The sequence below is a fragment of the Changpingibacter yushuensis genome (genome assembly GCF_014041995.1).
Lineage (GTDB): Bacteria > Actinomycetota > Actinomycetes > Actinomycetales > Actinomycetaceae > Changpingibacter > Changpingibacter yushuensis.
Genome location: NZ_CP059492.1, coordinates 1261883 through 1286371, shown reverse-complemented (window position 1 = coordinate 1286371; position 24489 = coordinate 1261883). Strand labels below are relative to the sequence as shown.

24 protein-coding genes are annotated in these 24489 nt (G+C 57.5%); 5 read left to right on the top strand and 19 right to left on the bottom strand.

Features of this window, described 5'->3' with window-relative positions:
• Positions 1 to 122 precede the first annotated feature (122 nt).
• Together H2O17_RS05620 and H2O17_RS05615 are read left to right on the top strand one after the other, a co-directional pair.
• Positions 123 to 1691, top strand: a complete 1569-nt coding sequence (locus H2O17_RS05620) for an MFS transporter (RefSeq protein WP_182050818.1) — start codon at positions 123 to 125, stop codon at positions 1689 to 1691.
• Entirely contained in the window at positions 1688 to 3247 is a 1560-nt protein-coding gene (locus H2O17_RS05615) for an MFS transporter (protein ID WP_182050817.1), read from the top strand. The genes H2O17_RS05620 and H2O17_RS05615 overlap by 4 nt, the downstream gene beginning before the upstream one ends.
• A gap of 128 nt (positions 3248 to 3375) precedes the next feature.
• Here H2O17_RS05615 and H2O17_RS05610 read toward each other — a convergent pair whose 3' ends face one another.
• From H2O17_RS05610 to H2O17_RS05540, 15 genes are all read right to left on the bottom strand, one after another.
• Entirely contained in the window at positions 3376 to 5046 is a 1671-nt protein-coding gene (locus tag H2O17_RS05610; RefSeq protein ID WP_182050816.1) for an NAD(P)-binding protein, read from the bottom strand.
• 2 nt (positions 5047 to 5048) lie between these two features.
• Entirely contained in the window at positions 5049 to 6134 is a 1086-nt protein-coding gene (locus H2O17_RS05605) for a thiamine pyrophosphate-dependent enzyme (protein WP_182050815.1), read from the bottom strand.
• Positions 6131 to 7390, bottom strand: a complete 1260-nt coding sequence (gene porA, locus H2O17_RS05600) for a pyruvate ferredoxin oxidoreductase (protein ID WP_182050814.1) — start codon at positions 7388 to 7390, stop codon at positions 6131 to 6133. Before porA ends, H2O17_RS05605 begins: the two co-directional genes overlap by 4 nt.
• Positions 7383 to 7964, bottom strand: a complete 582-nt coding sequence (locus tag H2O17_RS05595) for a 2-oxoacid:acceptor oxidoreductase family protein (RefSeq protein ID WP_182050813.1) — start codon at positions 7962 to 7964, stop codon at positions 7383 to 7385. The genes porA and H2O17_RS05595 overlap by 8 nt, the downstream gene beginning before the upstream one ends.
• 143 nt (positions 7965 to 8107) lie before the next feature.
• Positions 8108 to 8950, bottom strand: coding sequence for a TrmH family RNA methyltransferase (locus H2O17_RS05590; RefSeq protein WP_182050812.1), 843 nt, complete (start codon positions 8948 to 8950; stop codon positions 8108 to 8110).
• 114 nt (positions 8951 to 9064) lie between these two features.
• Complete coding sequence (gene rplT / locus H2O17_RS05585) at positions 9065 to 9445, bottom strand: 50S ribosomal protein L20 (RefSeq protein ID WP_182050811.1); 381 nt, start codon at positions 9443 to 9445, stop codon at positions 9065 to 9067.
• Between the two features lie 21 nt (positions 9446 to 9466).
• On the bottom strand, positions 9467 to 9661 hold the full coding sequence (rpmI, locus tag H2O17_RS05580) for a 50S ribosomal protein L35 (RefSeq protein ID WP_182050810.1): 195 nt from the start codon (positions 9659 to 9661) through the stop codon (positions 9467 to 9469).
• A gap of 102 nt (positions 9662 to 9763) precedes the next feature.
• Positions 9764 to 10465, bottom strand: a complete 702-nt coding sequence (infC, locus tag H2O17_RS05575; protein ID WP_246311356.1) for a translation initiation factor IF-3 — start codon at positions 10463 to 10465, stop codon at positions 9764 to 9766.
• 441 nt (positions 10466 to 10906) lie between these two features.
• Entirely contained in the window at positions 10907 to 11635 is a 729-nt protein-coding gene (locus H2O17_RS05570; protein WP_182050809.1) for an SseB family protein, read from the bottom strand.
• A gap of 12 nt (positions 11636 to 11647) precedes the next feature.
• Positions 11648 to 12388 carry a bifunctional 1-(5-phosphoribosyl)-5-((5-phosphoribosylamino)methylideneamino)imidazole-4-carboxamide isomerase/phosphoribosylanthranilate isomerase PriA gene (gene priA / locus H2O17_RS05565; RefSeq protein ID WP_182050808.1) on the bottom strand — a complete coding sequence of 247 codons (741 nt, stop codon included), beginning with the start codon at positions 12386 to 12388 and terminating at the stop codon, positions 11648 to 11650.
• Between the two features lie 139 nt (positions 12389 to 12527).
• Positions 12528 to 13154, bottom strand: coding sequence for an imidazole glycerol phosphate synthase subunit HisH (gene hisH, locus H2O17_RS05560; protein WP_182050807.1), 627 nt, complete (start codon positions 13152 to 13154; stop codon positions 12528 to 12530).
• A 5-nt stretch (positions 13155 to 13159) separates the two neighbouring features.
• Positions 13160 to 13801: a hypothetical protein gene (locus H2O17_RS05555; RefSeq protein ID WP_182050806.1), complete on the bottom strand. Its 642-nt coding sequence runs from the start codon at positions 13799 to 13801 to the stop codon at positions 13160 to 13162.
• A 7-nt stretch (positions 13802 to 13808) separates the two neighbouring features.
• On the bottom strand, positions 13809 to 14408 hold the full coding sequence (gene hisB / locus H2O17_RS05550; protein WP_182050805.1) for an imidazoleglycerol-phosphate dehydratase HisB: 600 nt from the start codon (positions 14406 to 14408) through the stop codon (positions 13809 to 13811).
• The gene (locus tag H2O17_RS05545) at positions 14408 to 15511 is read right to left on the bottom strand and encodes a histidinol-phosphate transaminase (RefSeq protein WP_182050804.1); all 1104 of its coding nucleotides are present in this window, start codon (positions 15509 to 15511) and stop codon (positions 14408 to 14410) included. Before H2O17_RS05545 ends, hisB begins: the two co-directional genes overlap by 1 nt.
• Positions 15512 to 15595: 84 nt before the next feature.
• Positions 15596 to 16462: a universal stress protein gene (locus H2O17_RS05540; protein ID WP_182050803.1), complete on the bottom strand. Its 867-nt coding sequence runs from the start codon at positions 16460 to 16462 to the stop codon at positions 15596 to 15598.
• A gap of 190 nt (positions 16463 to 16652) precedes the next feature.
• On the opposite strand from H2O17_RS05540, the gene H2O17_RS05535 reads away from it, so the two are divergent.
• On the top strand, positions 16653 to 17363 hold the full coding sequence (locus H2O17_RS05535) for a VIT1/CCC1 transporter family protein (RefSeq protein WP_182050802.1): 711 nt from the start codon (positions 16653 to 16655) through the stop codon (positions 17361 to 17363).
• Positions 17364 to 17456: 93 nt separating this feature from the next.
• Here H2O17_RS05535 and hisD read toward each other — a convergent pair whose 3' ends face one another.
• From hisD to recO, 3 genes are read right to left on the bottom strand one after another with little or no spacing between them, the layout of a single operon-like run.
• Positions 17457 to 18785, bottom strand: coding sequence for a histidinol dehydrogenase (gene hisD, locus H2O17_RS05530; protein ID WP_182050801.1), 1329 nt, complete (start codon positions 18783 to 18785; stop codon positions 17457 to 17459).
• Between the two features lie 53 nt (positions 18786 to 18838).
• Positions 18839 to 19672: an isoprenyl transferase gene (locus H2O17_RS05525; protein ID WP_182050800.1), complete on the bottom strand. Its 834-nt coding sequence runs from the start codon at positions 19670 to 19672 to the stop codon at positions 18839 to 18841.
• Between the two features lie 45 nt (positions 19673 to 19717).
• A complete protein-coding gene (recO, locus tag H2O17_RS05520) occupies positions 19718 to 20449 on the bottom strand; it encodes a DNA repair protein RecO (RefSeq protein WP_182050799.1) in 732 nt (243 codons plus the stop codon).
• Positions 20450 to 20590: 141 nt separating this feature from the next.
• Here recO and H2O17_RS05515 point away from each other — a divergent pair, with 141 nt between their 5' ends.
• Positions 20591 to 21307, top strand: coding sequence for a glutamine amidotransferase-related protein (locus H2O17_RS05515; protein ID WP_182050798.1), 717 nt, complete (start codon positions 20591 to 20593; stop codon positions 21305 to 21307).
• Position 21308: 1 nt separating this feature from the next.
• The gene (locus tag H2O17_RS05510) at positions 21309 to 22496 is read left to right on the top strand and encodes a glutamate--cysteine ligase (RefSeq protein ID WP_246311342.1); all 1188 of its coding nucleotides are present in this window, start codon (positions 21309 to 21311) and stop codon (positions 22494 to 22496) included.
• Between the two features lie 25 nt (positions 22497 to 22521).
• Here the strand turns inward: H2O17_RS05510 and leuA are convergent, their stop codons facing one another.
• Entirely contained in the window at positions 22522 to 24294 is a 1773-nt protein-coding gene (leuA, locus tag H2O17_RS05505) for a 2-isopropylmalate synthase (protein WP_246311341.1), read from the bottom strand.
• Positions 24295 to 24489: the final 195 nt, after the last annotated feature.

Sequence of the window (24489 nt, the reverse complement as noted above, 5' to 3'; positions counted from 1 at the left end):
GCGGCTATGTCGCATAGGTGAAATGCGCGAGTTCAATGCCTTGTGGACGTGTCAATTCTCTCCGTCTTGGGTACTCACAATTGCGTGATTTCGCGGATAACCTAATAGGACGAAAGGACTCCATGAACGAATCACGCTATTTCTCTGTGCCCGGCTCCGACCGACGCTACGATCGCAACAAACTGCTAGCAGTATTGCTTATACCTCTGGCTATGTCGCTTTTGCAGGTAAGTTCGGTAGACAATCTTCTTCCAGCCATGCAGGCCGGATTGGATGCTTCAAGTTCAGATGTTCAGTGGGTACTTTCGGGATATGCGCTGGCCGTTGGCATCGTTCTAGTACCCTCTGGACGCCTTGGCGACGTGTTTGGCCGGTCCGGCATGTTTGTCATTGGCCTAGTGATATTTGTGCTCGGTTCTTTTGCTTGTGGCCTCATGAACGACGCCGCCCCTCTCAACGCAATGCGGATCATTCAGGGTATTGGTGCTGGAGTGTTTTCTCCGCAGGTCACGGGGCTCATCCAGCAGTACTTCGACGGCCGAGCGCGCGCCCGAGCCTTTGGCTTCATGGGCTTAGTCATCTCCGTGTCTGTTGCCACCGGCCCGATTCTTTCTGGCCTGTTCGTAGCGTGGCTCGGCGATGATTCCGGATGGCGTTGGAGCTTTCTCATCAACGCTCCTATCGGGCTCATTGGACTCTTCTTCGCCTTCACCCTTCTTCCGTTCGGCAAAGAGCGGCGCACGATTGGACCAGATGCCGATGCCAACGAACGGGAGTATGTCGCTCAGGAGTCTGCTGCCGGGCGGCCCGCACCTCGCAAGTACGGATCCAAGCTCGATCTCGATCCAGTGGGCATGATTCTGCTCTGCCTCGCTGTTCTGGGAATCATGTTGCCCTTCATGGCTTCAGCTTCGTGGCGCTGGTTTATGCTGATTGGCGGTGTGGTGATCGGTGTGACCTGGGTGTGCTGGGAAGTCTCTTACAAGCGCCGCGGTCACATCCCTATGGTTGATCTCGATCTGTTTAGGCTGAACACCTTCAGTTCCTCCGTTGGTATTACGGCCCTCCAATTCTTGGGGACTACCTCAGTATTCGTCATTCTCGCTATGTTCCTCCAAAACGGAATGGGAGCGAGCGCTCTGGTAGTGGGTCTTGTGGGCCTACCCAGCGCGGTCGCATCCGCATTTGCTGCGGTTTGGTCCGGAAAGCACGCGCTAGAGAAGGGTTGGCAGCTTCAGGTGCTCGCAATGAGCCTTGCAACGGTTGCAGCTCTCATCGCAATCGCCGTTGCTTGGTACATCTCTGAGGGCGGTGCCGTGTGGTGGCTCTCGCTTCCTCTCATTCTGCTGGGATGTGGATTGGGATGCATGGGCGCTGCAAATCAGACCACGGCGATGCTGGATGTTCCGGCTTCCCACGGTGGTACTGCTGGCGGCGTTTACCAAACAACACAACGTATAGCCACCGCAATTGGCAATGCGCTCGTGACGGCGGTGTTCTTTGCAGTCAGCTCTGGCGCCCGCACCGGTTCTTCGGCCGGAAACACCCAATGGTTTCATGCCTTTGGGCTCGGAATGACCGTTATCGCAGTAGTTGCCGGCTGCTCGCTCGTAGCCACAATCGTGGCGTTGGCCAAGCATCGCCGCGCTGAGACCGCCGAAGTCCTCGTGTCGGCGGAGGTTGGCGCATGAACACCCGGTACTTCACCGTAGCGGGGTCAAACCGCCGGTATGACCGCAATTGGATGCTCGCGGTCTTGCTCATCTCACTTATGCTCTCACTTCTTCAGGTCAGCTCAGTGAACAACCTTCTTGCCTCCATCCAAGGATCTATGCATTCTTCAGAGACCGATATTCAGTTTGTCCTTTCGGGATATGCGCTGGCAGTTGGTATCACGCTTGTACCCACCGGGCGGCTTGGAGATATGTTTGGACGCCCCGGAATGTGGGTCACAGGGCTCACACTCTTCACACTGGCTTCCCTTGGATGTGGACTCGCTGACAACGCCCTGCACCTCAACTTGCTCCGAGTACTTCAAGGGATTGGTGCAGGCTTCTATTCGCCGCAGGTGACCGGCCTTATCCAGCAGTACTTTCAGGGAAAGGCCCGCGCGCGAGCTTTTGGATACATGGGCCTCGTGGTTGCCGTGTCGGTTGCGCTGGGCCCACTTATATCTGGCACTCTGGTTCAGATCTTCGGGAGCCAAACAGGCTGGCGCTATAGCTTCTTCATCAACGTACCAATCGGCGTGGTGGGAATCATCGCTGCCACGCAGTTTTTGCCCTTCGCAAACGCACATAAGGGAGCTGAAGCCCAGGACCACTTAGAGTCTGACGCCTCAAGGTCTACTGCTTCAGGCTCTGATTCCTTGAGTTCTGAAGTCCGCGAAACGAGCAGCCCAACTGCACCTCGTCGGTCACAACTGGACCTCGATCCCCTAGGAATGGTTCTCCTTGTCGCCGCAGTGTTGTGCATCATGCTGCCATTCATGCTCCACACCATTACGTGGCGGTTTGCCCTTTTGCCATGCGCTGTGGTGTTACTCGTCACCTGGGTGTGGTGGGAAAAGCGCTATGCACAGCTCGGCAACCTCCCGATGGTGGACATGAGTATGTTCCGGCTTCGTTCCTTCACATATTGCACAGCAATCGGAGGACTCCAGTTTCTTGGGAGCTCGACCATATTCGTGGTCCTAGCACTCTTCATTCAACAAGGTCTCCATGGTACGGCCCTTGATGTAGGCCTGATCGGCCTTCCTTACGCTGTCCTTTCCGGCACGGCAGCAATGTGGTCCGGAAAGCACTCTATTGAGTACGGCAAGCAGATCCAGGTGTTGGGCCTTTCACTCATACTGACATCTGTTGTCATGACGGGGTTCATTTCCTGGGGGCTGGCGGACCGTGGGTGGTCCCACTGGTGGCTCATTCTTGGACTCCTACCACTAGGACTTGGTGCCGGCAGCATGGGCGCTGCGAACCAGACCACTGCGATGATGGACGTTCCTGCCGCCAACGGCGGTACTGCGGGCGGTTTGCAACAGACCACCCAACGAATTGCCACCGCGATCGGCAACGCACTGATAACAGGGGTGCTCTACTCCACCTACCGTGGCGGAACGACATCAGCGGACTGGTACCTCGGCCTCGCGGCCGGACTGGCCGTCATCGCCGTGTGCATTACCTGCGCTCTGGTACTCGCCATCGTCTTCGAGCACCGCTCACGTAAGTACGCTTCAGTTTCTGTGTGAACCACAGCCCGTGATGTCGCCGCGCCTCTTCCGCAGCTGCGTGATTCTGGCGACGACGACGGAGCACCGTATACAACTGTGGCGCCCGAGCTTTTCGCACGGGCGCCACAGCTATTCTTGTTGAACTGTTAGATCTCTTCAGGAATCATCGAAATCGCACCGCACGGGCACTCTTCAGCACACACGCCGCAGCCCTTGCAGTAGTCATACTTGAACTCATAACTGCCGGGTTCCAGCTTGGTGATGGCATTGTCTGGGCACACGCCAAAACAGTTGTCACAACCAAAGCAGTTACCACAGCTCATGCACCTGCGGGCCTCAAAGAGCGCAGAGGACTCATCCAGTCCCTGAACTACCTCATCAAAAGTGGAGGCGCGGCGAGCACCTTCAATGCGGTCACGTACCTGATGAGGAGCATCGGAGTAGTACCACGTCTCCATCCGGTCGATGCTCGCGTCTGCGTGCTTCGGGGCAGGCTCGTAGCTTTCGCCACGCAGGAATGAATCGATGTACCGAGCAGCCTTCTTGCCATGTCCAATCGCTACGGTCACGTTCTTCTGGGACGGGATCATATCGCCGCCAGCAAAGAGGCCCTTGTGACCTGTGCGCATTTGGGAATCAACCTTGACCACGCCGTTGTTCATTTCAACGTCGGAAACTCCAGAGAGCAGACCCAGATCTGACTCCTGACCAAGGGCCATGACAACCGAATCGGCGTCAAGTTCCTCAAATTCGCCGGTAGGCTGCGGGAATCCGGATTCATCCAACTCCATCTTCTCGATCATGAGTTGGCCCTCATCAATATGCTTAATCGTAGAGAGCCACCGCATCTTAATGCCCTCTTCCTCAGCCTCTTGTACCTCCGAATCGTGGGCCGGCATACGGTCACGCGTCCGTCGATAGAGAATCACGGAGTCAGTTGCGCCCAAGCGCTTAGCCGTACGCGCAGCATCGATTGCCGTGTTTCCACCGCCGTAGACTACGACTCTGCGGCCCAAGAGTGGCTTCTCAGCACTGTTGGCTTCACGATCTTCTTCCACTTCGCGCAGCAGCTCCACAGCATCCAGAACGTGGGAAGCCGATCCCGCCGGAATATCAGTGTGGCGCCCTATTTGTGCGCCCACAGCCAGAAAGACGGCGTCAAACTCGCTGAGAGCCTTGTTGAGGTCCTTGACCTTCGAGTTCATCTCAAATGTCACGCCCATCGCTTCGATGCGCGCAATCTCCTGGTCAAGGATGCCCCGAGGAAGACGATAGGAAGGAATACCGTAACGCATCATCCCACCGGGCTTTTCGCCGTCGTCGCGAACAGTAACCGAATGGCCCAAGCGCGCAAGGTGGTAAGCGGCGGACAGTCCCGACGGGCCGGCCCCAATCACCAAGACCGACTTTCCGGATGCCGCACCCAAAGGCGCTACGCTCCAGCCTTCTTCAAGCGCCTTGTCGCCAAGGAAGCGCTCGATAGCGTTAATACCAACCGCTTCGTCCACCTGTGCACGATTACATGCCGTCTGGCAGTCGTGGTAGCACACGCGCCCCATGACAGCTGGGAGCGGATTGTTAACCATGATCTCGCGCCAAGCTTGTTCGTAGTTACCTTCTTCAGCATGGTAGAGCCACTGCTGAATGTTCTCCCCCGCTGGGCATGCCTTGTTGCATGGCGGAAGGAGGTCAACATACACCGGACGCTCTGTGCGCCAAGAACCCGTGTGGTTCTCGGCCGAGGAGCCAACTGGCAGCATGATCGCGAACGGCAGGTTCTTCTGCTCCGCTGATCTGGATTCGTCAATTGCAGTCATGGTCACGCCTCCACGTTTTCTGGCTCACGGGAGCCATCTGCCAACTCATCGTCAATGAGGTCATAGCGCTTCACGTTCTTGTCGGCCAGCGCCTGAAGCCTGACGAGTACTTCGGGATCCGCATTCTTCTTAAACAGGTGGGCGAACCTGCGTTGCGGCCGCAAGTACTCCTCGACTGGAACCTTGCGGCGGATCTTTTGCACTGATGTGACTTCGCCATCTTCCGCCTCAAAGACAGGGAACAAGCCAGACTGAGTGGCCAGCCGTGCCAGCTTCACTGTGAGGTTGGAAGCGGATCCCCACCCTAACGGGCACGGAACGAGAACATGGATGTATCGCGCGCCGTGGAAGGACATCGCCTTGTTGACCTTGTACTCAAGGTCGCGGATATCCGCCACAGTAGCGGTCGCGACGTATGGAATCTCGTGTGCCATCGCAATTCTGGCCATGTTCTTGCCTTGACCCCACTGGTTGCCTGGTTCGGGGCCAACCGGCTGGGTAGTTGCAGTGCGCGCAGCGGGCGGGGTGGCACCAGAACGCTGTACACCAGTGTTCATGTAGGCCTCGTTGTCATAGCAGATGTAGAGGACGTCGTCGTTACGCTCGAACATTCCAGAGAGCGGACCCATGCCGATATCAACTGTGCCGCCATCGCCACCCTGCGCAATGACCCGAGTCTGCTTGCCCTTGGCGCGAAGTGCCGCCTGAACCCCAGTTGCTACAGCCGCCGCATTGCCAAATAGCGAATGGATCCATGGCAGGTTCCACGAGGTCTCTGGGTAGGGAGTGGAGAATACTTCCAAGCACCCAGTGGCGTTCACGGCAATGACGTCATTGCCAGCTGCGTTCATTGCGGCGTCCACCGCGTACCGGGCGCCGAGTGCCTCGCCGCATCCCTGGCAGGCGCGGTGGCCCGACGTCAGGGAGTTAAATCGATCCGTCTCTGATTGGACCGAGCGCAATGCATCTGGCACCAGCCTGTTGCCCACAGCAAAAGAACCAACTTGGTAGTACTTAACCTCGTCGCGCGATGGGATATCCGTCTGAGGTATCTCCCATCCCGTCTGCGGAATAGAAACCTGAGTCATCGTGCCACCTCCTGCGTCATCATCTTGCTGATGTCCTTGATCATGTTCTCCGGAATAGACCCAGAGCGCCTTGTAGAACGTTCGCGCTCAAGCTCGCGATCCACGAGCTCGCGGTTCAGATCAAGGAACTTAAAGTGCTTCATCTCCCCCGCGGCCACCTTGTCTAGGTAATCGTTGAGGGAAGCTTGAGTGATATCGCGCCCGCCGAGTCCGGCGATCAGTTCGTACTGGTCAATGTGTACATCCGCAAGAGCCGTGCGCACATTGGAAGCAACAATGCCACCAATACCCACTGAGAACGCCTTTTCAAGCACCACCACAGTCTTCGCATGTGCGAGGGCGTCGCGCACTGCCATTCGCGGGAAGGGTCGGAAGGATACTAGGGAAAGCACACCGATCTTCTCGCCCGCGGCACGGCGGGAGTCGACGACGTCGCGCATTGTTCCGGTAATTGATCCCAAACATACGACGATCGTTTCGGCGTCGTCGGTGCGATACTTATGAAGCAACCCACCAGAGTCCCGGCCAAACACCTTCTCAAACTCCTTCTGGACTTCAGGAATGAGTTCCAGAGCCTGCATTTGCTTGTGATGCGCCAAGTACTTGACCTCGGTGAAAGCCTCCGGGCCGACCATTGCACCCATTGAAATGGGAGACTCGGGATCCAAGAGCACGCGCGGTTCAAAGTCCGGAAGGAACTGCTTGACCTGTTCCTTTTCTGGAACGTCCACTTGTTCCACTGCGTGAGTGAGGATGAATCCATCCATACACACCATGACAGGAAGCGAAAGCTCCTCAGCAATCCGGAAAGCCTGCACATGAAGATCAGCGGCCTCCTGATTGTTCATTGCATAGAGCTGCAGCCAACCGGAATCGCGCTGTGACATAGCGTCAGAGTGATCATTCCAGATGTTGATAGGGCCACCGATGGCTCGGTTGGCCACAGTCATGACGATCGGAAGGCCCAGCCCAGAGGCGTTGTAGACCGCTTCCACCATGTACAGCAAGCCTTGGGAAGCCGTGGCAGTGTACGTGCGCGCTCCAGCTGCCGAAGCGCCTATGCACGCAGACATTGCCGAAAACTCCGATTCGACATTCACGTATTCGCAGTTTGCCAACTCGCCGGCCTTAACCATGCGAGAAACCTCTTCAACAATGTGAGTTTGAGGTGAAATTGGGTAGGCAGAAACCACTTCTGGCTGGCAGGCACCGACCGCGTGGGCAATCGCCTTGGATCCTTCGATCTGCTCAAGCATGAATTGCTTCCTTCTTCTTTGACATGACCAAGTCGTATGCTGCTTGGGCGGCCTCGACGTTCTTGTCGCCGACCCTTCCTGGGAAGCGATTGCGCACAGCAGCTGACACCGATTCAAGCCGGAATGGTGCTGCTAATGCGGCAATACCTCCAAGCAACACAGCATTTGGCACCGTGCGCCCCGTGTGTTCGCGGGCAATTTCGGTTGCCGGAATGGTCATCACGTGACCTGCAGGGTGGCGAGCGACAAGATCCGCCAACCCCAGCTCAGCCGGTTCTTTTGAGGAGTTGATAAGTGCATATCCATCCGGAGCAATACCGGCGAATACGTCCAGTATAGGAAGCAGGGTGGGATCCTGAACGATCACAATATCGGGAGACAACACTGGCTCCCTCGTTCGAATCTCCGTGTCCCTGATTCGGGAGTAGGCGACTACGGGCGCGCCAGTGCGCTCGGAGCCGAATGATGGAAAAGCTTGGGCGTGACGACCTTCTGCAAATGCAGCCATCGCGACCATGTCAGCGGCGGTGACAACACCTTGTCCGCCTCGACCATGAATGCGTACTTCGACCATGACTTCAGATTAGGCCGGACTTTGGTACCGTGGAGGCTCTCTATCTTGCAGATTGATCAAAAAAGCAATAAGGCAACGAAAGTCGTTCGAATTCTTGGCCCATTTTTGGGACTATTGACCCACTAATCAGGAAACGCTGTTTCCTATCTCGACATAGTAGTTACATATGTGCACAGTGCAGCCGCTATTGACAGGTTGAGAGACTCAGCTTTTCCAAACATTGGCAAGGCTACCGTTGCGTCAACGAGACTTAGGGCCTGACCATCAAAACCGTGTGCCTCGTTGCCCATAACCCAGAGGACTGGTCTGGTCAAGTCCGGTCCATCCACCTTCTCACCCATGAGCTTGTGGGCCGCAGCCGAGGCCATAAGTGCACGTAAATCCCACTCACCAGAGCTATCGGCAGCCAAAACTTGGAATCCCGCAGCGCGCCCTTCTGCAACGATCGCCTCAAAAGAGAGACCGGTAACAACCGGAATGTGAAAGAGAGATCCGGCTGTTGAGCGCACGACCTTTGGGGAATATACATCCACTGAGTCCTTGCCGACCAGAACCGCACCCGCTCCCCCTGCATCACTAGTTCTGATGATCGTACCGAGATTCCCGGGATCCGCCGTAGCAACTGTTGCCACCACTAGGTCTTGACCCTTGAGAGCATCACTAGCCGAGATCGCTTCGGGAACGTCTGCAACTATCACTAGTCCTTGTGCATCCAGCGAAAGGTCACGGAAGTCCGGCTCCTCGAGAAAATGAGTCCAGGCGCCGGTCTTGATGGCCAGCGATCGTATCTCCGGGTAACGCTCGAAGGCAGCATCGGTAGCATAGAGATCCCGCACCAGATCTGGAGCGTATGTGAGAATCTCACGCACTCCCTGAGGGCCCTCCACCAGCATCTGGCCATAGCGTTGCCTCTGCTCACGCCGATGAAGCTTTTGGGCGCGTAGGACCTGGTTGCGTGTGGCGGGCTTTACCCGAAGAGAACTCATAAGCTCCATACTCTCATTGAAAAGGTCTTGTGAACGAGTTGGACCCCACAACCATGCGGTTCTGGGGTCCAACAATGATTCGTATCAGATAGTCCTACAGGACCAACCTCCACGTCAGGCAACCGGTGCGTTAACGTCTTCCGGAAGAGCCTTCTTAGCGATCTCAACAACAGCCTTGAAGCCGGCCGGATCGTTGACAGCCATTTCGGCCAGCTGCTTGCGGTTGACTTCGATGCCAGCCAAGGTTAGGCCCTGGATGAAGCGGTTGTAGGTCATACCTTCGGCACGAACGCCCGCATTGATGCGAGAGATCCACAGTTTGCGGAACTCGCTCTTGCGGACCTTGCGGTCGCGGTAGTTGTAGACCATTGAGTGAGTGACCTGCTCCTTCGCCTTGCGGTAAAGGCGGGAACGCTGGCCACGGTAACCGGATGCGCGATCCAGAGTAGTGCGACGCTTCTTCTTGGCGTTGACTGAGCGCTTGACGCGTGCCATGAGATTCTCCTTCTTCTACGTTCAGCGACCGAGCAGGGCGCGTGTCTGCTTCGCGTTTGCCTTGTCCAGAACCTGATCGGCGGACAGGCGGCGAGTGCGACGACTTGACTTGCCTTCGAGCAGGTGGCGCTTGTTGGCCTGCTCACGCATGATCTTTCCGCTGCCGGTCACGCGGAAGCGCTTCTTCGCACCGGAGTGCGTCTTATTCTTAGGCATATCTAGCCCCTCATTCGGGCCGCGTAGAGCGCGGCGTATCTCGGTACTGCATATGGGAACGACTGTCCCCGACTTCAACGGGAACCGAAGTCCCCTCAGGTCTTAGTTTGCGCGAGGAGCACCCGGGCGGGGTGCGGGACGCGGTGTGGCAGGCGTGGGCCTAGCCGGTGCTGACGCTGGCGTTGCGGCAACTTCAGCGGGTTCTGAAGATTCAATATCCTCACCATCAGAGACGGTGCGCTGTACGCGTTCAACATCGCGGACGCGGCGCTGATCCCGTTCGGCTTCCCGACGACGACGCTGGTCAGACTTGGCTTCGGACTTCTTGCGAAGCGGAGCCAGAACCATCGACATGTTTCGACCCTCAGCGCGAGGTGCGGCCTCAATGGTCGAAATCTCAGAAAGCTCCTCTGCGATACCGCGCAGAAGCTTGACACCCATCTCAGGACGCGACTGTTCGCGGCCCTTGAAACGAAGATCAAACTTGACCTTGTCGCCACCAGTAAGGAAGCGCTCAGCCTGGCCCTTCTTCGTGTTGTAGTCGTTTTCGTCAATCTTCAGGCCAATGCGAATGGACTTGATGACGGTGTTGGACTGGTTCCGGCGTGCTTCGCGCGCCTTCTGAGCAGACTCATACTTGAACTTCCCGTAATCCATGAGCTTGGCAACGGGCGGGTTGGCATCAGGTGCTACCTCGACCAAGTCCAGACCGGATTCTTGTGCAAGGCGGAGGGCATCCTCCACGCGGACGACGCCCACTTGCTCGCCTCCTGGGCCGACAAGGCGAACCTGTTCGACGTGGATGCGCTCATTGACTCGTGGTTCGTTGTTAATAGCTGCTCCTCAATTTCCTCGACATGCAAAGCGCACGGAGTACTCCCGATGTTTCCATCGGTAGGCAGGCACGCAGAATCGACGGCGCCATGCACCATCAATCCTCTGTGCTTACACACCAGAGGGCACACGAGTCCAAAAGGACCGGTGAGACCCGGCACCCCGTGGGCACCCAGGTGGGATTTCTCCGCTTGCATCCCAGCATTGTTGCCGGGTGGTCGGCAATTACTCTAGCAGGTTGACGCACCTATGTGCCAACCTGCTAGCCCACATGTGGGTTGAACTGGCTGTGACTTTTCTTTCAGGCCGGATTGACGGAACTGCCACTCTAGGTGGGCAGGGGACTTATGCCGGCCTGACTGGTATCTCATGCTAGCCCGACGGGTATCTCATGCCAGCCTGACGGGTATCTCATGCCAGCCTGACGGGGAGGATCTCAATCATATCGAGACGAGCGCGAACGTACGGTTCGAGTTTCACAACGGCACCCAACCTAGCGATCGCAGCCTCGACATCCGTTCTTCCCGCAGTCTTCTTCACATGCAGTTGTATCCGCACGGTTCCATTGGCGAGCGGTTCCAAGGCAATCCCGCCAATGTGTGGGCCCGAAACTGAATCACGCAGGTGGCGAATCAACTCAGGATCATTCCACGGCGCGATCCACGGTTCCGCCGCCGCCATCGCCGCCACCGCACTTCGTCCGAAGAACCACCCCTTTTCCGGCGCCACCGGATCCAGAGCCAAGATGCCGATCTCCAACAGTGCTTGAGCGGCCGCATTACGCCCCAAGACAGGCATAGGGCGCGCGGCGGGGGCGAACTCCGACATAGAGGCGAGGCTGGAGAATACAGGAACCGCCTGTAGCCCTCCCGGCGCACTGACCAGACTCTTGGAAGCCTCGACTAGAGCTGCCTCATCTGGTTGCGAACCGTCATGTGCCTGCACTGCGCCATCACCGTCCACACCTGGGTGCGCATGCGCCACGACAGGTACAAAGACCCGCCCCAGAGTCAGGGCCGCAACCATCGCCTCCAGCCGCTCGCCAGGCCGAGGAATGGCCAACGCCGCAGCCATCGCGGGCTGTATGCTTCCGTCGTCGTCGGAAAAAGGATTAGGACGGAGCAACTTGCCCAGATCCACGAAATCGCTCCCTTACTTTTGCGGTCCAGCTACTGCAATGGCCTCAGCAAGGGTGAAGTTCCCGGCATACAGTGCCTTGCCAACGATCGCAGAATCAACGCCGACCGGAACGAGTGTGCGCAAAGCTGCCAGATCCTCCAGCGAGGACACCCCGCCGGAAGCAACCACAGGAACCTTCGCAGCCAAAGCCACCTTGGTCAAGAGTTCCGCATTTGGTCCCTCCAGGGTGCCATCCTTCGTAACGTCTGTAACCACATAGCGCGAGCAACCGGCTTCCTCCAAGCGAGCTAGTACGTCCCACAGGTTGCCCCCTGCTTTGGTCCAACCGCGTGCGGCAAGAGTCTCACCACGCACATCAAGACCCACGGCCACCCGATCTCCAAACTGCGCGATCGCACGTGCAGTCCACTCCGGATCCTCAAGAGCAGCGGTACCGAGATTGACGCGAGCTGCGCCAGCATCCAAGGCTCGCCTTAGGCTATCGTCATCGCGGATACCACCCGAGAGCTCAACCTTCACAGAGACATCGCGCACGATTCTGGCGAGCAGTTCGTGGTTGGATCCACGTCCAAAAGCCGCGTCGAGATCGACCAAGTGGATCCATGTAGCGCCTTGCTCAACGAAGCTCGCAACGGCGTCGGCCGGGTCTCCGTAGTTCTGCTCAGTGCCAGCCTCTCCTTGAAGCAACCGCACCGCCTGACCGTTAACGACGTCCACGGCAGGCAGGAGCTGAAGGGATGGAAGTTCGCTCATAAGCTCTCCTGAAACGAATAGTAGTTGATGTGCAGTATCAAATTGACGTGGCCGCACGCTCAGCGATTAGCTGGGAAATGTGTTCCTCGGGTCCATAAGAACGCGAGACTGAGTGAGCAGGTTAAGACGGTGCCTGTGCTCAGAGTGTGGCAAGCCAGTTGCGCAGGAGCTGCGCGCCCGCGTCACCAGACTTCTCAGGATGGAATTGTGTGGCACAAAGCGGCCCATTCTCCACAGCTGCCACGAAACGTGCCCCATGTTCCGACCATGTCACAACCGGTGGATTATCGCCGCCAATGGCGGCCGCGGGATCGGTCTGTACGGCATACGAATGCACGAAGTAGAAACGTTCGGATTCAACCCCTGTGAACAACCGCGATTCAGCTGGTGCGTCCACCGTGGACCAGCCCATGTGCGGAACGATCGGAGCTGGAAGCAGGTCCACGGAGCCGGGCCACTGGCCCAGGCCTTCGTGAATCCCGCGTTCAGTTCCACGCTCAAACATGACCTGCAGACCTACACATATGCCCAGAACGGCCTGACCGCCAGCTAGGCGGCGTTCAATGAGTTGGTCCGCATTTACGGCTCTCAGCTTGTCCATGACGGCGGCAAAAGCGCCGACGCCAGGAACCACTAGGCCATCGGCTGCCATTACCTTGGTTGGTTCAGCCGTGAGTTCCACGTTCGCGCCAACGTGTTCGAGAGCGCGCACAACACTGCGTACGTTGCCGGTTTCTGCAGCCAACACAACAATATTCTTTGCCACTGTGGCTATTCCTTTCCCGGCGTTTCCTCGCCCGAGTCGTGGCGTCGAAACTTCCCGAACAAGCCCCGCTTGTTCGGCTTGTCCGCAACCTCACCGGAATCAGAGGCAGACTCTTCCTCGTGACTCCGTAGCGACTGGGCCACTTGGCCCGGTGTAACGTCTTTTGCGTGCACAGCCTTAAGTTCACTGGGCGCGATCTGGCCAAGCACCACCCGCTCAATTACGGGATCAAGTGCGTTGAGAAGAAGGCCTGCGGAGATCTCATCTGCGGGCGCACCCTTGAGATAACGGCGCGCCCGGACCAATCCAGAGACCCCCGATTCAATCCCTACGTCTTCACCCAGATCCACATCTATAAGGACCACACCGAAATCAGAAAGCCGCGAGAATAGGGCCGCAACGGCTGGCGCGTTATCCGCAGGGTCACCAGAATCGGCCAGCTCCTCCAGATCGCTCTCATCCGGTCCGAGGATGTTCCGAATGTCCCATTCGTCATACTGCGGGATAGCTAGCTCACGAACCACAAGTGCACCCGACTTGGTGGGTACCACATCCACATCCAGTTTCTGGAGGGCAGCGATGCCAGCCACCACGTCGGCCTGCTCAAATGGAGTCAGAATGGCATAACGCTTTATCTTTGGACTCATGGTTGCCTCAGAGACTTCCCTTCGTGGACGGAATTCCCGTCACTCGTGGATCTGGCTCAACCGCGAGGCGCAGCGCACGCGCTAGAGCCTTGAACTGCGCCTCAACGATATGGTGGGGATCACGCCCCCGTATGAGATCGATATGGAGGCATATTCCCGAGTGATAAGCAATGGCTTCAAACACATGGCGAGTCATGGATCCGGTGAAGTGACCACCGATGAGGTGGTACTGCTGCCCTTCTGGTTCGCCTTCATGGACGAGGTAGGGGCGTCCAGATATGTCCACGACCGCACGCGCCAGCGCTTCATCAAGCGGAACTGTGGCCTCGCCGAACCGACGAATCCTGGCCTTATCTCCGAGTGCCTCGCGCAAGGCTTCTCCAAAGCAAATCGCAGTATCTTCCACGGTGTGGTGCACATCCACATCGATATCACCGCTCGCCTCAACCCTGAGATCGATAAGCGAATGGCGCGACAGCGCAGTCAGCATGTGGTCATAAAAGGGAACGCCGGTGTCAATGTTCGAGGTACCTGTCCCATCAAGGTTGATGGAGAGCTTAATGCTGCTTTCCGATGTAGCACGCTCAATGCTTGCAGTGCGGTCCATTACATGGTCTCCTTCAGTGCCGTGAGAAATGCGGCGTTTTCAGCTGGCGTTCCGACGCTGACTCGCAGCCAACCTTCGGGGCCGACCTCGCGAATAAGGATGCCGCGATCTAGCAGGCCCTGCCAAACGGAGTGACGATCAGGAAAGCGCCCAAATAGGACAAAGTTCGCGTCCGAATCCGCTACGTCCAAGCCTAGTCTACGAAGGTCGTCAGCAAGCGAATCGCGCGATGCACGCAGTTCAGCAATCTGCTTTCGTAGCTGACCGCGGTGAGCAAGGGCGGCCCTCGCGGCCGCCTGGGTAACAGCAGATAAATGATAAGGCAACCGTACGATGGTCAGTTGATCGACTATTTCTTGGCAGGCCGCGAGGTAGCCAAGCCGCAGACCGGCCGCGCCAAACGCCTTTGACATCGTGCGCGTTACAGCGAGGTTGGGATACTCCGCCAAGAGTTCCAACGCCGAGGGAACGCCGTCACGCCGAAACTCAGAATAAGCTTCGTCGACGACGACGATGCTGGCCATACCTTCTTCAGGGCCGCTGGTCGCAGCAAACTGAAGGATCTCTAGGAGCTGCTCACGTGGGAGCGCAGTGCCGGTCGGATTATTGGGACTTGCCAAGAGAATGACTGCTGGACGGGCTGAGAACACGATGTCGCGCACTGAGTCCATATCGAGTGTGAAATCCTCGGCACGCCGCCCCACAACCCACTTCGAATCAGTGTCACGGGCGTATTCGGGATACATGGAATACGTTGGAGCAAAAGAAACAACCGTTCGGCCCGGCCCTGCAAATGCTTGAAGCACATGCAGCATGATCTCGTTGGAGCCGTTGGCGGCCCAAATATGGCTCGGTTCGACGCGGACCCCAGATTCCTCGGCGAGGTAGTCCGAGAGATCTTCACGAAGTGGGAAGAAATCTCGGTCCGGATACCGGTTGAGCGTATGAGCGGCCTCGCCAACGGCCTTGGCAAGATCCGCAATCAGCTCGGCACTTGGCGCAAACGGATTCTCATTGACATTCAAACACACCGGAACATCCAACTGAGGTGCACCATACGGCGACTCATCTGCGAACTGTGGGCGAAAAGGCAAGTTGATCACAGGACTAGGGTACGAAAGACCGGCCTCGCTGTGCGAGGCCGGTCCAAAGCTGAGTCGTAGCCAGCCACTAACTCATGAGAGCTTTCAGCCTTCCGCCGGAATAACCGCCACTATTGGTGCACCCCCAAGCACGCCTTGAGTTACCGAACCTAGGAAACGTGAAGCTAGAGCACCTTTGCGGCTCGCTCCAACCACAACCAACGAGGCATTCTTGCTCGCCTCAAGAAGCGCATCCACCGCGTGCCCCGGCATCACATCGAGCGCTGAATGTACGTCCGGATGCTCATCTTGAACAATCTTCACCCGCTCGCGAATGCGTTCCTCGACCGCCAAAGCACGGCTGGCAACAAAGTCCCTCATGACATCTGGCGGCAAGAATTCAACATTTGCTGCAGCATGCTGGTGGGCTTGTACAACTCGGACGTCAACGCCCAAGCTACGCGCCGCATTGAATGCGTACTCGAGTTCATCGGGCGAGCCATCCTCAGGAGAAACTCCCACCACTACCGGCCCCTTTGGATCGCCCGCTGGGCCTCGCACTACCACCACCGGACATTTGGCGTAAGTGGCGACCTTTGAGGATACCGAGCCAAGAAGCAGCCTTCGTACCACTCCCAGACCTCGCGCACCCACGTACACGACTGCCGCCTTTGACGATTCCTCAACGAGGGCGACGGCCGGATCAGCCACAATTACCTCGCCGGACACGTCGAGTTCGGGGAACATCAAGCGGACGCGTTCAACTTCATGATCAACAATTGCTTGGCAAGCCCTGAGAATCTCATCAGCTGGCATAGGGTCCAACCCCGCATAGCCATAGAGAGGCGCAAAGCCGTAGATAAGTCGGAGTGGAAGATCGCGCCTCAGCGCCTCGGCGCCCGCCTGATCAACGGCAGCCTCCGCTTTTGGCGATCCATCAGTACCTGCAACGACTGGAAAGACGTCAGCCATCGTGCCTCCTGCGAAGGGGCCAGACTCCTCACCGTCGAGGTGTCGCCACTGGCCCCTCTCAAAACTCAGCCTAGACATGTTTCTGAGCAAAAACGAGGGTTTTGCCCGGTTAGGCCCACCTTAGGTTAGGTCTTCCTGACTGGAATCATTCCAGAAAGGCTCCTAATGTCAATTGTGAAAGGGGGCCACAATGTCCAACACAACTGTTGATCTGCCGCAAAACAAGCAGATCGCAAGCCGGCTCAACTGGTTGCGTGCAGCGGTGCTCGGAGCGAATGACGGAATCGTCTCAACTGCAGGAATTGTAGTGGGAGTTTCGGGCGCGGCAGTCACCGGCCATGCGCTTCTCGCATCAGGCGTCGCAGGCGTCATTGCTGGCGCCCTCTCCATGGCAGCTGGCGAATACGTCTCCGTCTCCACTCAACGTGACACCGAACGCGCCGTCGTCGAAGAAGAACGGCAACTCCTCGAAAGTGACCCCGAAGGTGAACTGAAGGAACTCGAGGAGCTCATCGCTCAGAAAGGTGTGAGCAATGAGCTCGCTCACGCCGTTGCCGTCCAACTAACTGAGCGTGATCCCCTTGCAGCGCACGCCCAATGGGAACTTGGCATCGATCCAGACTACTTGACGAATCCATGGCATGCCGCATTTGCTTCGATGTTCTCATTTGTGGCGGGTGCGCTCATCCCATTGATCGCCATACTCGTCTCCCCCACGCATATAGCCGTCGGCATCACGGCCATTGCGGTGGTGGTGGCTCTCAGTATCACTGGCTGGGTCTCTGCCGTGCTGGGCAACGCTCCGCGCGTGCCGGCTACGTTGCGAAACGTAGCGGGCGGTCTGCTCGCCATGGGCGCCACCTACTGGATTGGCGTACTTGTGGCGTACTTAGGCGCATAGGGGTAGACAACCGCCCACCAAGACGCCGGCTAGCGGGGTCACGTGGGCGCATAAGAGCCGGGCCACCGCTCTGCAACCCAGCCCAGGCAACCGTCAACTGTCCAAACGCGCCTTCACAGCCTCCGCGTGCGCGGGCAGGTCCTCATCCACCGCGAGCGCACGGAGTGGTCCATACATCCGCACCAATGCATCATGCGAGTACTCGATTTCTTGCACAGACTTGATGAAGGCATGGACATTGAGCCCTGACGCAAACGTTGCCGTTCCACCTGTAGGTAGAACATGGTTGGATCCGGCCATGTAGTCACCAAGGGGCACCGGGTTGTAGGGGCCAACGAAGATCGCGCCCGCGTTTCGAATGCGCTGAGCATCTTCATGTGCGTTGGCGGTCTGAATCTCCAAGTGTTCTGCTGCGTATGCGTTGGCCACTGCAATTGCGGCATCGAGATCATCCACCAACACAACGCCAGATTGCGGGCCGGTCAAAGCCGTGTGGACACGCTCTGAGTGCTTTGTGGCAGCCGCACGGACCGTAAGTGCTGCATCAACGCGGTCAGCTAGATCCTCCGAGTCCGTGATGAGAACTGAGGCTGCCGCCGGGTCGTGTTCGGCTTGGGAGAGTAAGTCAGCTGCCACATACTCCGGATTGGCCGAATCGTCTGCAACGATAGCGATCTCAGTTGTGCCTGCTTCGGCATCAATGCCGACGACGCCACGCACCGAACGTTTCGCTGCGGCCACGAAGATGTTTCCCGGACCGGTAACAACGTCCACGGGTTCGCACAGAACTTGCGGATCCAAGGCGGGTTCTCCCGCAGCACCGTAAGCGAACATCCCAATGGCTTGGGCGCCGCCAACAGCGAAGACCTCGTCAATACCCAGCAGATAGCATGCAGCAAGAATAGTTGGGTGCGGGAGCCCACCGAACGCAGCTTGGGGCGGGGAGGCCAGGGCGATTTGCGCCACGCCAGCCACCTGAGCTGCAACGGCATTCATGATCACGGATGAGGGATAGACCGCGAGCCCGCCGGGCACATAGAGCCCAACGCGCTCCACCGGAATCCAACGTTGGCGCACAAACCCGCCCGGCATCACTTCCGTGATTCGATCCTCTGGCAGCTGGGCAGTGTGACCGGCACGATTGTGAGCGATAGAGATTTCGAGAGCCTCGCGCAGCTCAGGAGAAAGGCCTTCCGCTGCCTTCTTTAACTCAGCAGCCGGAACCCTCAGATGTTCAGGACGCACCTTGTCGAATTGTTCGGCGATGTCACGCAAAGCGGCCGCCCCGCGCGTGCGCACGTCTTCAAGAAGCGGAGCGATGATATCCATCGCTTTCTCCACGTTAAGCGCGGCTCTGGGAAGGCGACTGGCCAGCTCAGACCGCGTGGTTTGAACACCCCGAAGGTCAATTCTCTGAAGCATAGGCCAATTCTAGCTGGGCTTGGGTGGACCCCGGCGAAGAGTCCACAGAGCCGTCAGAGGGCAGATTCATCTTCGCTGTATGGGTCACCTGTCGAGGGAACTTCGCCTTGGTTTGCGGCGACGGCGTCGACGGCTCCTCCGAATCGGCGCTCGCGGTGTGCGTAAACTTCGCAGGCCCTCCACAGCTCACGACGATCGAAATCCGGCCAGGCCAGATCTGAGAAGAAGAGCTCTGCATATGCGGACTGCCACATGAGGAAGTTGCTGGTCCGCTGCTCACCGCCGGTGCGAATGAACAGATCAACGTCCTGCATATGTGGCGAATACATGTAGCGAGCGAGGGTGCGTTCGGTGATAGAGCTGGGCTTCAACCGGCCTGAAGCTGCATCCTGCGCTATCGCCGTGGTTGCGTCCACAAGTTCGGCGCGCCCGCCGTAATTGATGCACATGTTGAGCGTCAGCTTCGTGTTGTTCTGAGTAAGCTGCTCGGCGGCGTGCAGTTCCTTGAGAACTGATTTCCACATACGCGGTACCCGGCCCACCCAGCGAACTCTGACTCCCCAAGCGTTTAGATCATCGCGTTGATTGCGCAGAACCTGACGGGAGAAGCCCATTATGAAGCGCACTTCGGCTGGCGAACGCTTCCAGTTCTCAGTGGAGAATGCATAGGCGGAAAGCTCCGTGACACCGAGTTCCAACGCCCCTGCCACCACATCCATCAGGGTGGCTTCGCCAGCACGATGCCCTTCAATCCGTGGCAATCCTCGGCGGTTCGCCCAGCGCCCATTGCCGTCCATCACCACGGCCACATGCTTGGGCACGGAACTCGCAGGCAGTGCTGGGGCTGTGACTCCGGAAGGATGGACGGGCGGAGCAATGTAAGTCATGAGATCCTCTCAGTGCGATGGCTTTGGGTTACGGCGTCCATGCCGTCAGGCGGAATCGACCATCCGGAGTGAGCGAATCTGCCGCTCAATGTGCCACTGTAGGTAGGCCACGATGAGCGAAGAAGCCTCGCGGCGTGCCAGCATCGGAGCTGCATCTACCCGATCCCATTCTCCCGAAAGCAAGCTGCCCAGAAGGTGGATCGTGTTCTGTGAAGGGTGGACCGCTCCACGCGGCACACAATCCTCGCACACCATTCCACCGGACTGAACGTGGAATGCTTGAAGAGGACCCGGTGTGCCACAGCGCGCACAGTTCCAGATGGCAAGTGCCCAACCAGACAAAGCGAGTGCCCGAAGCAGATAGGAATCCACAATGGCAGCAGGTTCATGCGCATGAATCGAAAGCGAATGTAGGGCCCCCAGAAGAAGCAAGTACTGTTCTTCATCCGGCTCACCTTCTTCGGTAGTGAGCCGCTCCACAACTTCCACCATCGCGCTTGCCGCAGTGTAGGAATCGTAATCACGCCCGATCGCATTTGCGAAAGGATTGATAGTTGTCACTTCAGTGACGACGTCGAGTGACCTGCCCTCATACAGCTGCACATCAATCATTGAGAAGGGTTCAAGGCGCGCTCCAAAGCGTGAACTAGTACGGCGCACACCTTTGGCCACTGCTCTCACCCGGCCGTAATGGCGCGTGAGTAGCGTGATGATGCGATCGGCTTCACCCAGATCATGGGTGCGCAGCACAATTGCTTCGTCACGGTACAGCTTCACTTCTCCATTGTCTCACGTGTTGAGTTTGTGAGGATGAAGCGCGGATTGCGCGAGCTGATCTAGGTAGGCTGATGGCGAACATGTGTAGACGATGCTCACCCACAGCAGACCTCGACCTGACCGTGGTGGTATTCTGCCCACATGTTGCCCTTCTTGGTGCTCGTGGCACGGCCTCCTGGGAAAATCGCGGTAGATGAGAACGCTGCGATCATCCGATATGGGCAATTGGAACCTAACCAGTTGGAACGTTTGGATCTAAACCAGTCCCTTAGTTCCCTTCCCAACTTGTCCAAATACTCCGGAGTATTCATCACAGGATCGCCATACAACTATCTGACCGAAAGCAAATCGGACTCCCAGAAACGCACAGAAGAGAACGTTCTGGCGATCTGCGAACAGGTGCTAGCACACGACTTCCCCACGCTGGGCTTGTGCTATGGCCTGCAGATGTTGGGCTTGGCGCGAGGTGGCTCTCTGACTCGCGATTATCCAGAAGATATGGGCCCACACACTATCGAGCTTTCGCACGCAGGCAAGGCCGACGAACTCACCGGCAAGCTCCCAGAGTCCTTTTATTCATATGCGGCGCATGCGGAAGCTTTAGCTTCCGTTCCTACCGGCATGCAGGTTCTCGGCTCATCGGCAGCTACTCCGGTGCACATCGGTAAGTTCGGCGAGAACATCTACGGCACCCAGCATCATCCAGAAATTGGCCGCAATGGTATTGGGCTTCGTATCAACCACTACGTGGGAGTCTACTTCTCTGAGGAGGAGTACCCTCACCTACTTCAAAAGTGCCAAGCCGTGAGGGTTGAGCACGGGCTCATCACACAATTCGCTCGGAAGTATCGGAGCTGACGTGGACTTCGCACACTCAGAACAGTCAACCGTTGGAATCGAATGGGAACTCCAACTCATCGATCGTGACTCAAACGACCTACGCCAGAGCGCTGCATACATTATGGAGCAACTGGAAGGAAAGTCCTTTATCCAAAGCGAAATGCTACTCAACACGATCGAGTTGACCTCGGGCGTGCACCACACCATCGGAGGGTGCATGAGTGACATCACGCGAGGCCTAGACACACTACGAAGTGCCACCGACCCACTTCGGATAGATCCGAGTTCAGCTGGCTCACACCCATTCGCAAATCCCGGCTACCAACGAGTCACTGACAAGGAACGCTACAAGGAGCTGGTGAATCGAACTCAATACTGGGGCCGTCAAATGCTGCTCTTTGGCACCCACGTACATGTTGGAATCGATAGGCGTGACAAGGTATTGCCTATCCTGCGCGCCATGATGACCCGGGCCTACCATATTCAGGCGCTCTCAGCTTCATCTCCCTTCTGGGGAAGGAATGACACAGGTTACGCATCCAACCGAGCGATGGTATTCCAGCAGCTCCCTACCGCTGGCACCCCACATCAGTTCGACACGTGGGATCAGCTGGAAACATATGCGGCCGGCATGATGAAGACAGGAACCATTGACCACTTCAATGAGGTGCGATGGGACGTGCGGCCCTCGCCTGGTTGGGGAACTCTTGAAGTGCGCGTGTGCGACGCGAACACCAATACACTAGAACTGCGAGCCATCGCAGCACTCATCCATTGTCTGGTGGACCTCTATTCGAGCGAACTCGACGCTGGCCACACCCTTCCATCCATGCCGGAATGGTTCGTGTATGAGAACAAGTGGCGCTCGGCGCGATATGGCATGGATGCCATCCTCATCACTGACGAACATGGCAACGAGGAACATGTTAAGGACACCCTTAGCAGCACAATAGCCGCCCTCGAGCCTGTGGCCCAGAAGCTTGGGTGTGTGGATGATCTTGCTGGGATCTATGAGATCTGCCATGAAGGCGCAGCATATCAACGCTTCCTCAAAGTTGCTTCTGCCAACGCCGGCTCACTCGATGCAGTTGTGGCGCACATGCGCGCAGAGATGCACGCCGAACGGCCGCTCACGGCCAGCAAATTGGAGGCCGCACCGGGCGGCAGCTATCAGAGAGCTACAACGGGCGGCACCACAATAGAGTGACGGTGCCGCCCGTGGCCGCCCTACCTCAACGCAGCGCGCGATTCACGGCTGAGACAATTGCCTTGAAGCTTGCCTTCATAGTTGAAGGATCTATGCCGCATCCCCACAGCACTTGGCCATCCACGTTGCACTCAACGTATGCGGCTGCTGTGGCATCGCCACCCTCCGAGAGGGCATGTTCTGCGTAATCGAGTACCGAGATTGCGATATCAAGGCTGCGCAGTGCGGTCACAAAGGCATCGATCGGACCGTTGCCTTGAGCAGAGATGAGATGGTCTGTCTGCTCATCGCCAGGGCCATACTCACGGATTACTGCCGAGAGATCAGAGTGCTCGCCCTCATCACCGGAGCTGAGTGTGGTGGAGAGCAAGCGGTACTTACCCCATGGGCGCAATCCATCTGCGGCTGTATATGGCAGGTACTCATCCACAAAGATCTGCCAAAGCTGCTCCGCAGTGATTTCACCGCCAAACCGATCGGTATGGCGCTGGATGATCTGGGAGAGTTCGAGTTGGAGCCTACGGGGCAGATCGAGGTGTCGAGTGGTGGACATGAGGTAGGCCACCCCGCCCTTGCCTGATTGTGAGTTGACACGCACAACGGCCTCGTAGGAACGGCCAACGTCCTTTGGATCAACAGGCAAATAGGGAACGTCCCATGACACTGCGTTCTCGTCACCACCTGCGGCTGCAACCGCCGTCTTGCGAACGGCAAAGCCCTTCTTGATGGCATCTTGGTGCGAACCGGAGAACGACGTGTATACGAGATCGCCGCCGTACGGCGCGCGCGCAGGTACATCCATGCTGGTGCAGTACTCCACCGTGCGGCGCACCGAATCGATATCATCCAACTTGAGTTGAGGATCGATGCCTTGGCTGAACAGATTGAGAGCAACGGTGATCAGATCGACGTTTCCAGTGCGCTCGCCATGCCCGAACAGGCATCCTTCCACCCGATCGGCTCCGGCAAGCAGCGCCAACTCAGTTGTTGCCACTCCCGTGCCACGATCATTGTGATTGTGCGCAGAGATCACAGCATACTCACGCCGGGTGAGGTTTCGGCAGAAATACTCGATTTGGTCCGCATACACATTCGGCGTGCAGCGTTCCACCGTGGTGGGCAGATTCAAGATGATCTCCCGATCAGGCCCTGGCTGCCACACATCCATGACGGCTTCGCAAACCGCCAGCGCGAAGTCAGATTCGGTATCCACGAAGAATTCTGGCGAATACTCGAAACCGGCAATGGTGCTATCTGGAAGGGTCTTCTCCATATAGGAGACCACGTCTTGCGCGCCCGAAACGGCCAGTGCAAGGGTCGCCTCTTTGTCATTGTGGAACACCACGCGGCGGAACAAGGGTGAGGTTGCGTTGTACAGATGGACGGAAGCACGTGGCATACCATCGATCGCGTCGATCGTACGGTGAATGATTTCAGGCCGTGACTGCGTGAGAACTGAGATCGTCACGTCGTCGGGAATGGCGTCATCCTCAACCAGATCGCGGCAAAAATCGAAGTCGGCCTGCGAAGCTGCAGGGAATCCAACCTCAATCTCCTTGAATCCGAGCGAAATGAGCAGGTCGAACATTTTGCGCTTGCGCGCTGGATCCATCGGCTCGATAAGTGATTGGTTACCGTCACGCAGGTCGGTGGACAACCAGCGAGGTGCCTTTGTGATGCGCTTGTCTGGCCACGTGCGGTCCGGGAGCCAGACCGGATTGCGGTCAAGGAAGCTCTGATACTTGCCAAATGGCATTCCCGACGGCTGCTGATTATTGGTATTGCGCTGTGTCTTCATGGTCTCTCCTGTTGGGCTTTCAAGGGAAGACCGGCATCACAAGTACCCGCGCCGGGGAGCCGGTCCTAACGGGCCCCGTCGCGGCAGATAAGCAGGAGGCTTGCCATGCGCATGGTTACACCATAGGCGCTTCGGGCGAGTTTTGCTAAAAACGCCACGAATTGGCGAAGAATCGTGACCGGTTCAGTTGGAAAT

Coding starts and splice junctions, on each gene's coding strand:
- leuA (WP_246311341.1), bottom strand. CDS start 24,294: ATGAAGACACAGCGCAATACCAATAATCAGCAGCCGTCGGGAATGCCA.
- H2O17_RS05540 (WP_182050803.1), bottom strand. CDS start 16,462: ATGGCTGACGTCTTTCCAGTCGTTGCAGGTACTGATGGATCGCCAAAA.
- H2O17_RS05535 (WP_182050802.1), top strand. CDS start 16,653: ATGTCCAACACAACTGTTGATCTGCCGCAAAACAAGCAGATCGCAAGC.
- H2O17_RS05590 (WP_182050812.1), bottom strand. CDS start 8,950: ATGAGTTCTCTTCGGGTAAAGCCCGCCACACGCAACCAGGTCCTACGC.
- H2O17_RS05555 (WP_182050806.1), bottom strand. CDS start 13,801: ATGAGTCCAAAGATAAAGCGTTATGCCATTCTGACTCCATTTGAGCAG.
- H2O17_RS05605 (WP_182050815.1), bottom strand. CDS start 6,134: ATGACTCAGGTTTCTATTCCGCAGACGGGATGGGAGATACCTCAGACG.
- priA (WP_182050808.1), bottom strand. CDS start 12,388: ATGAGCGAACTTCCATCCCTTCAGCTCCTGCCTGCCGTGGACGTCGTT.
- rpmI (WP_182050810.1), bottom strand. CDS start 9,661: ATGCCTAAGAATAAGACGCACTCCGGTGCGAAGAAGCGCTTCCGCGTG.
- H2O17_RS05515 (WP_182050798.1), top strand. CDS start 20,591: ATGTTGCCCTTCTTGGTGCTCGTGGCACGGCCTCCTGGGAAAATCGCG.
- hisD (WP_182050801.1), bottom strand. CDS start 18,785: ATGCTTCAGAGAATTGACCTTCGGGGTGTTCAAACCACGCGGTCTGAG.
- H2O17_RS05525 (WP_182050800.1), bottom strand. CDS start 19,672: ATGACTTACATTGCTCCGCCCGTCCATCCTTCCGGAGTCACAGCCCCA.
- H2O17_RS05610 (WP_182050816.1), bottom strand. CDS start 5,046: ATGACTGCAATTGACGAATCCAGATCAGCGGAGCAGAAGAACCTGCCG.
- porA (WP_182050814.1), bottom strand. CDS start 7,390: ATGCTTGAGCAGATCGAAGGATCCAAGGCGATTGCCCACGCGGTCGGT.
- H2O17_RS05615 (WP_182050817.1), top strand. CDS start 1,688: ATGAACACCCGGTACTTCACCGTAGCGGGGTCAAACCGCCGGTATGAC.
- H2O17_RS05595 (WP_182050813.1), bottom strand. CDS start 7,964: ATGGTCGAAGTACGCATTCATGGTCGAGGCGGACAAGGTGTTGTCACC.
- hisB (WP_182050805.1), bottom strand. CDS start 14,408: ATGGACCGCACTGCAAGCATTGAGCGTGCTACATCGGAAAGCAGCATT.
- rplT (WP_182050811.1), bottom strand. CDS start 9,445: ATGGCACGCGTCAAGCGCTCAGTCAACGCCAAGAAGAAGCGTCGCACT.
- H2O17_RS05620 (WP_182050818.1), top strand. CDS start 123: ATGAACGAATCACGCTATTTCTCTGTGCCCGGCTCCGACCGACGCTAC.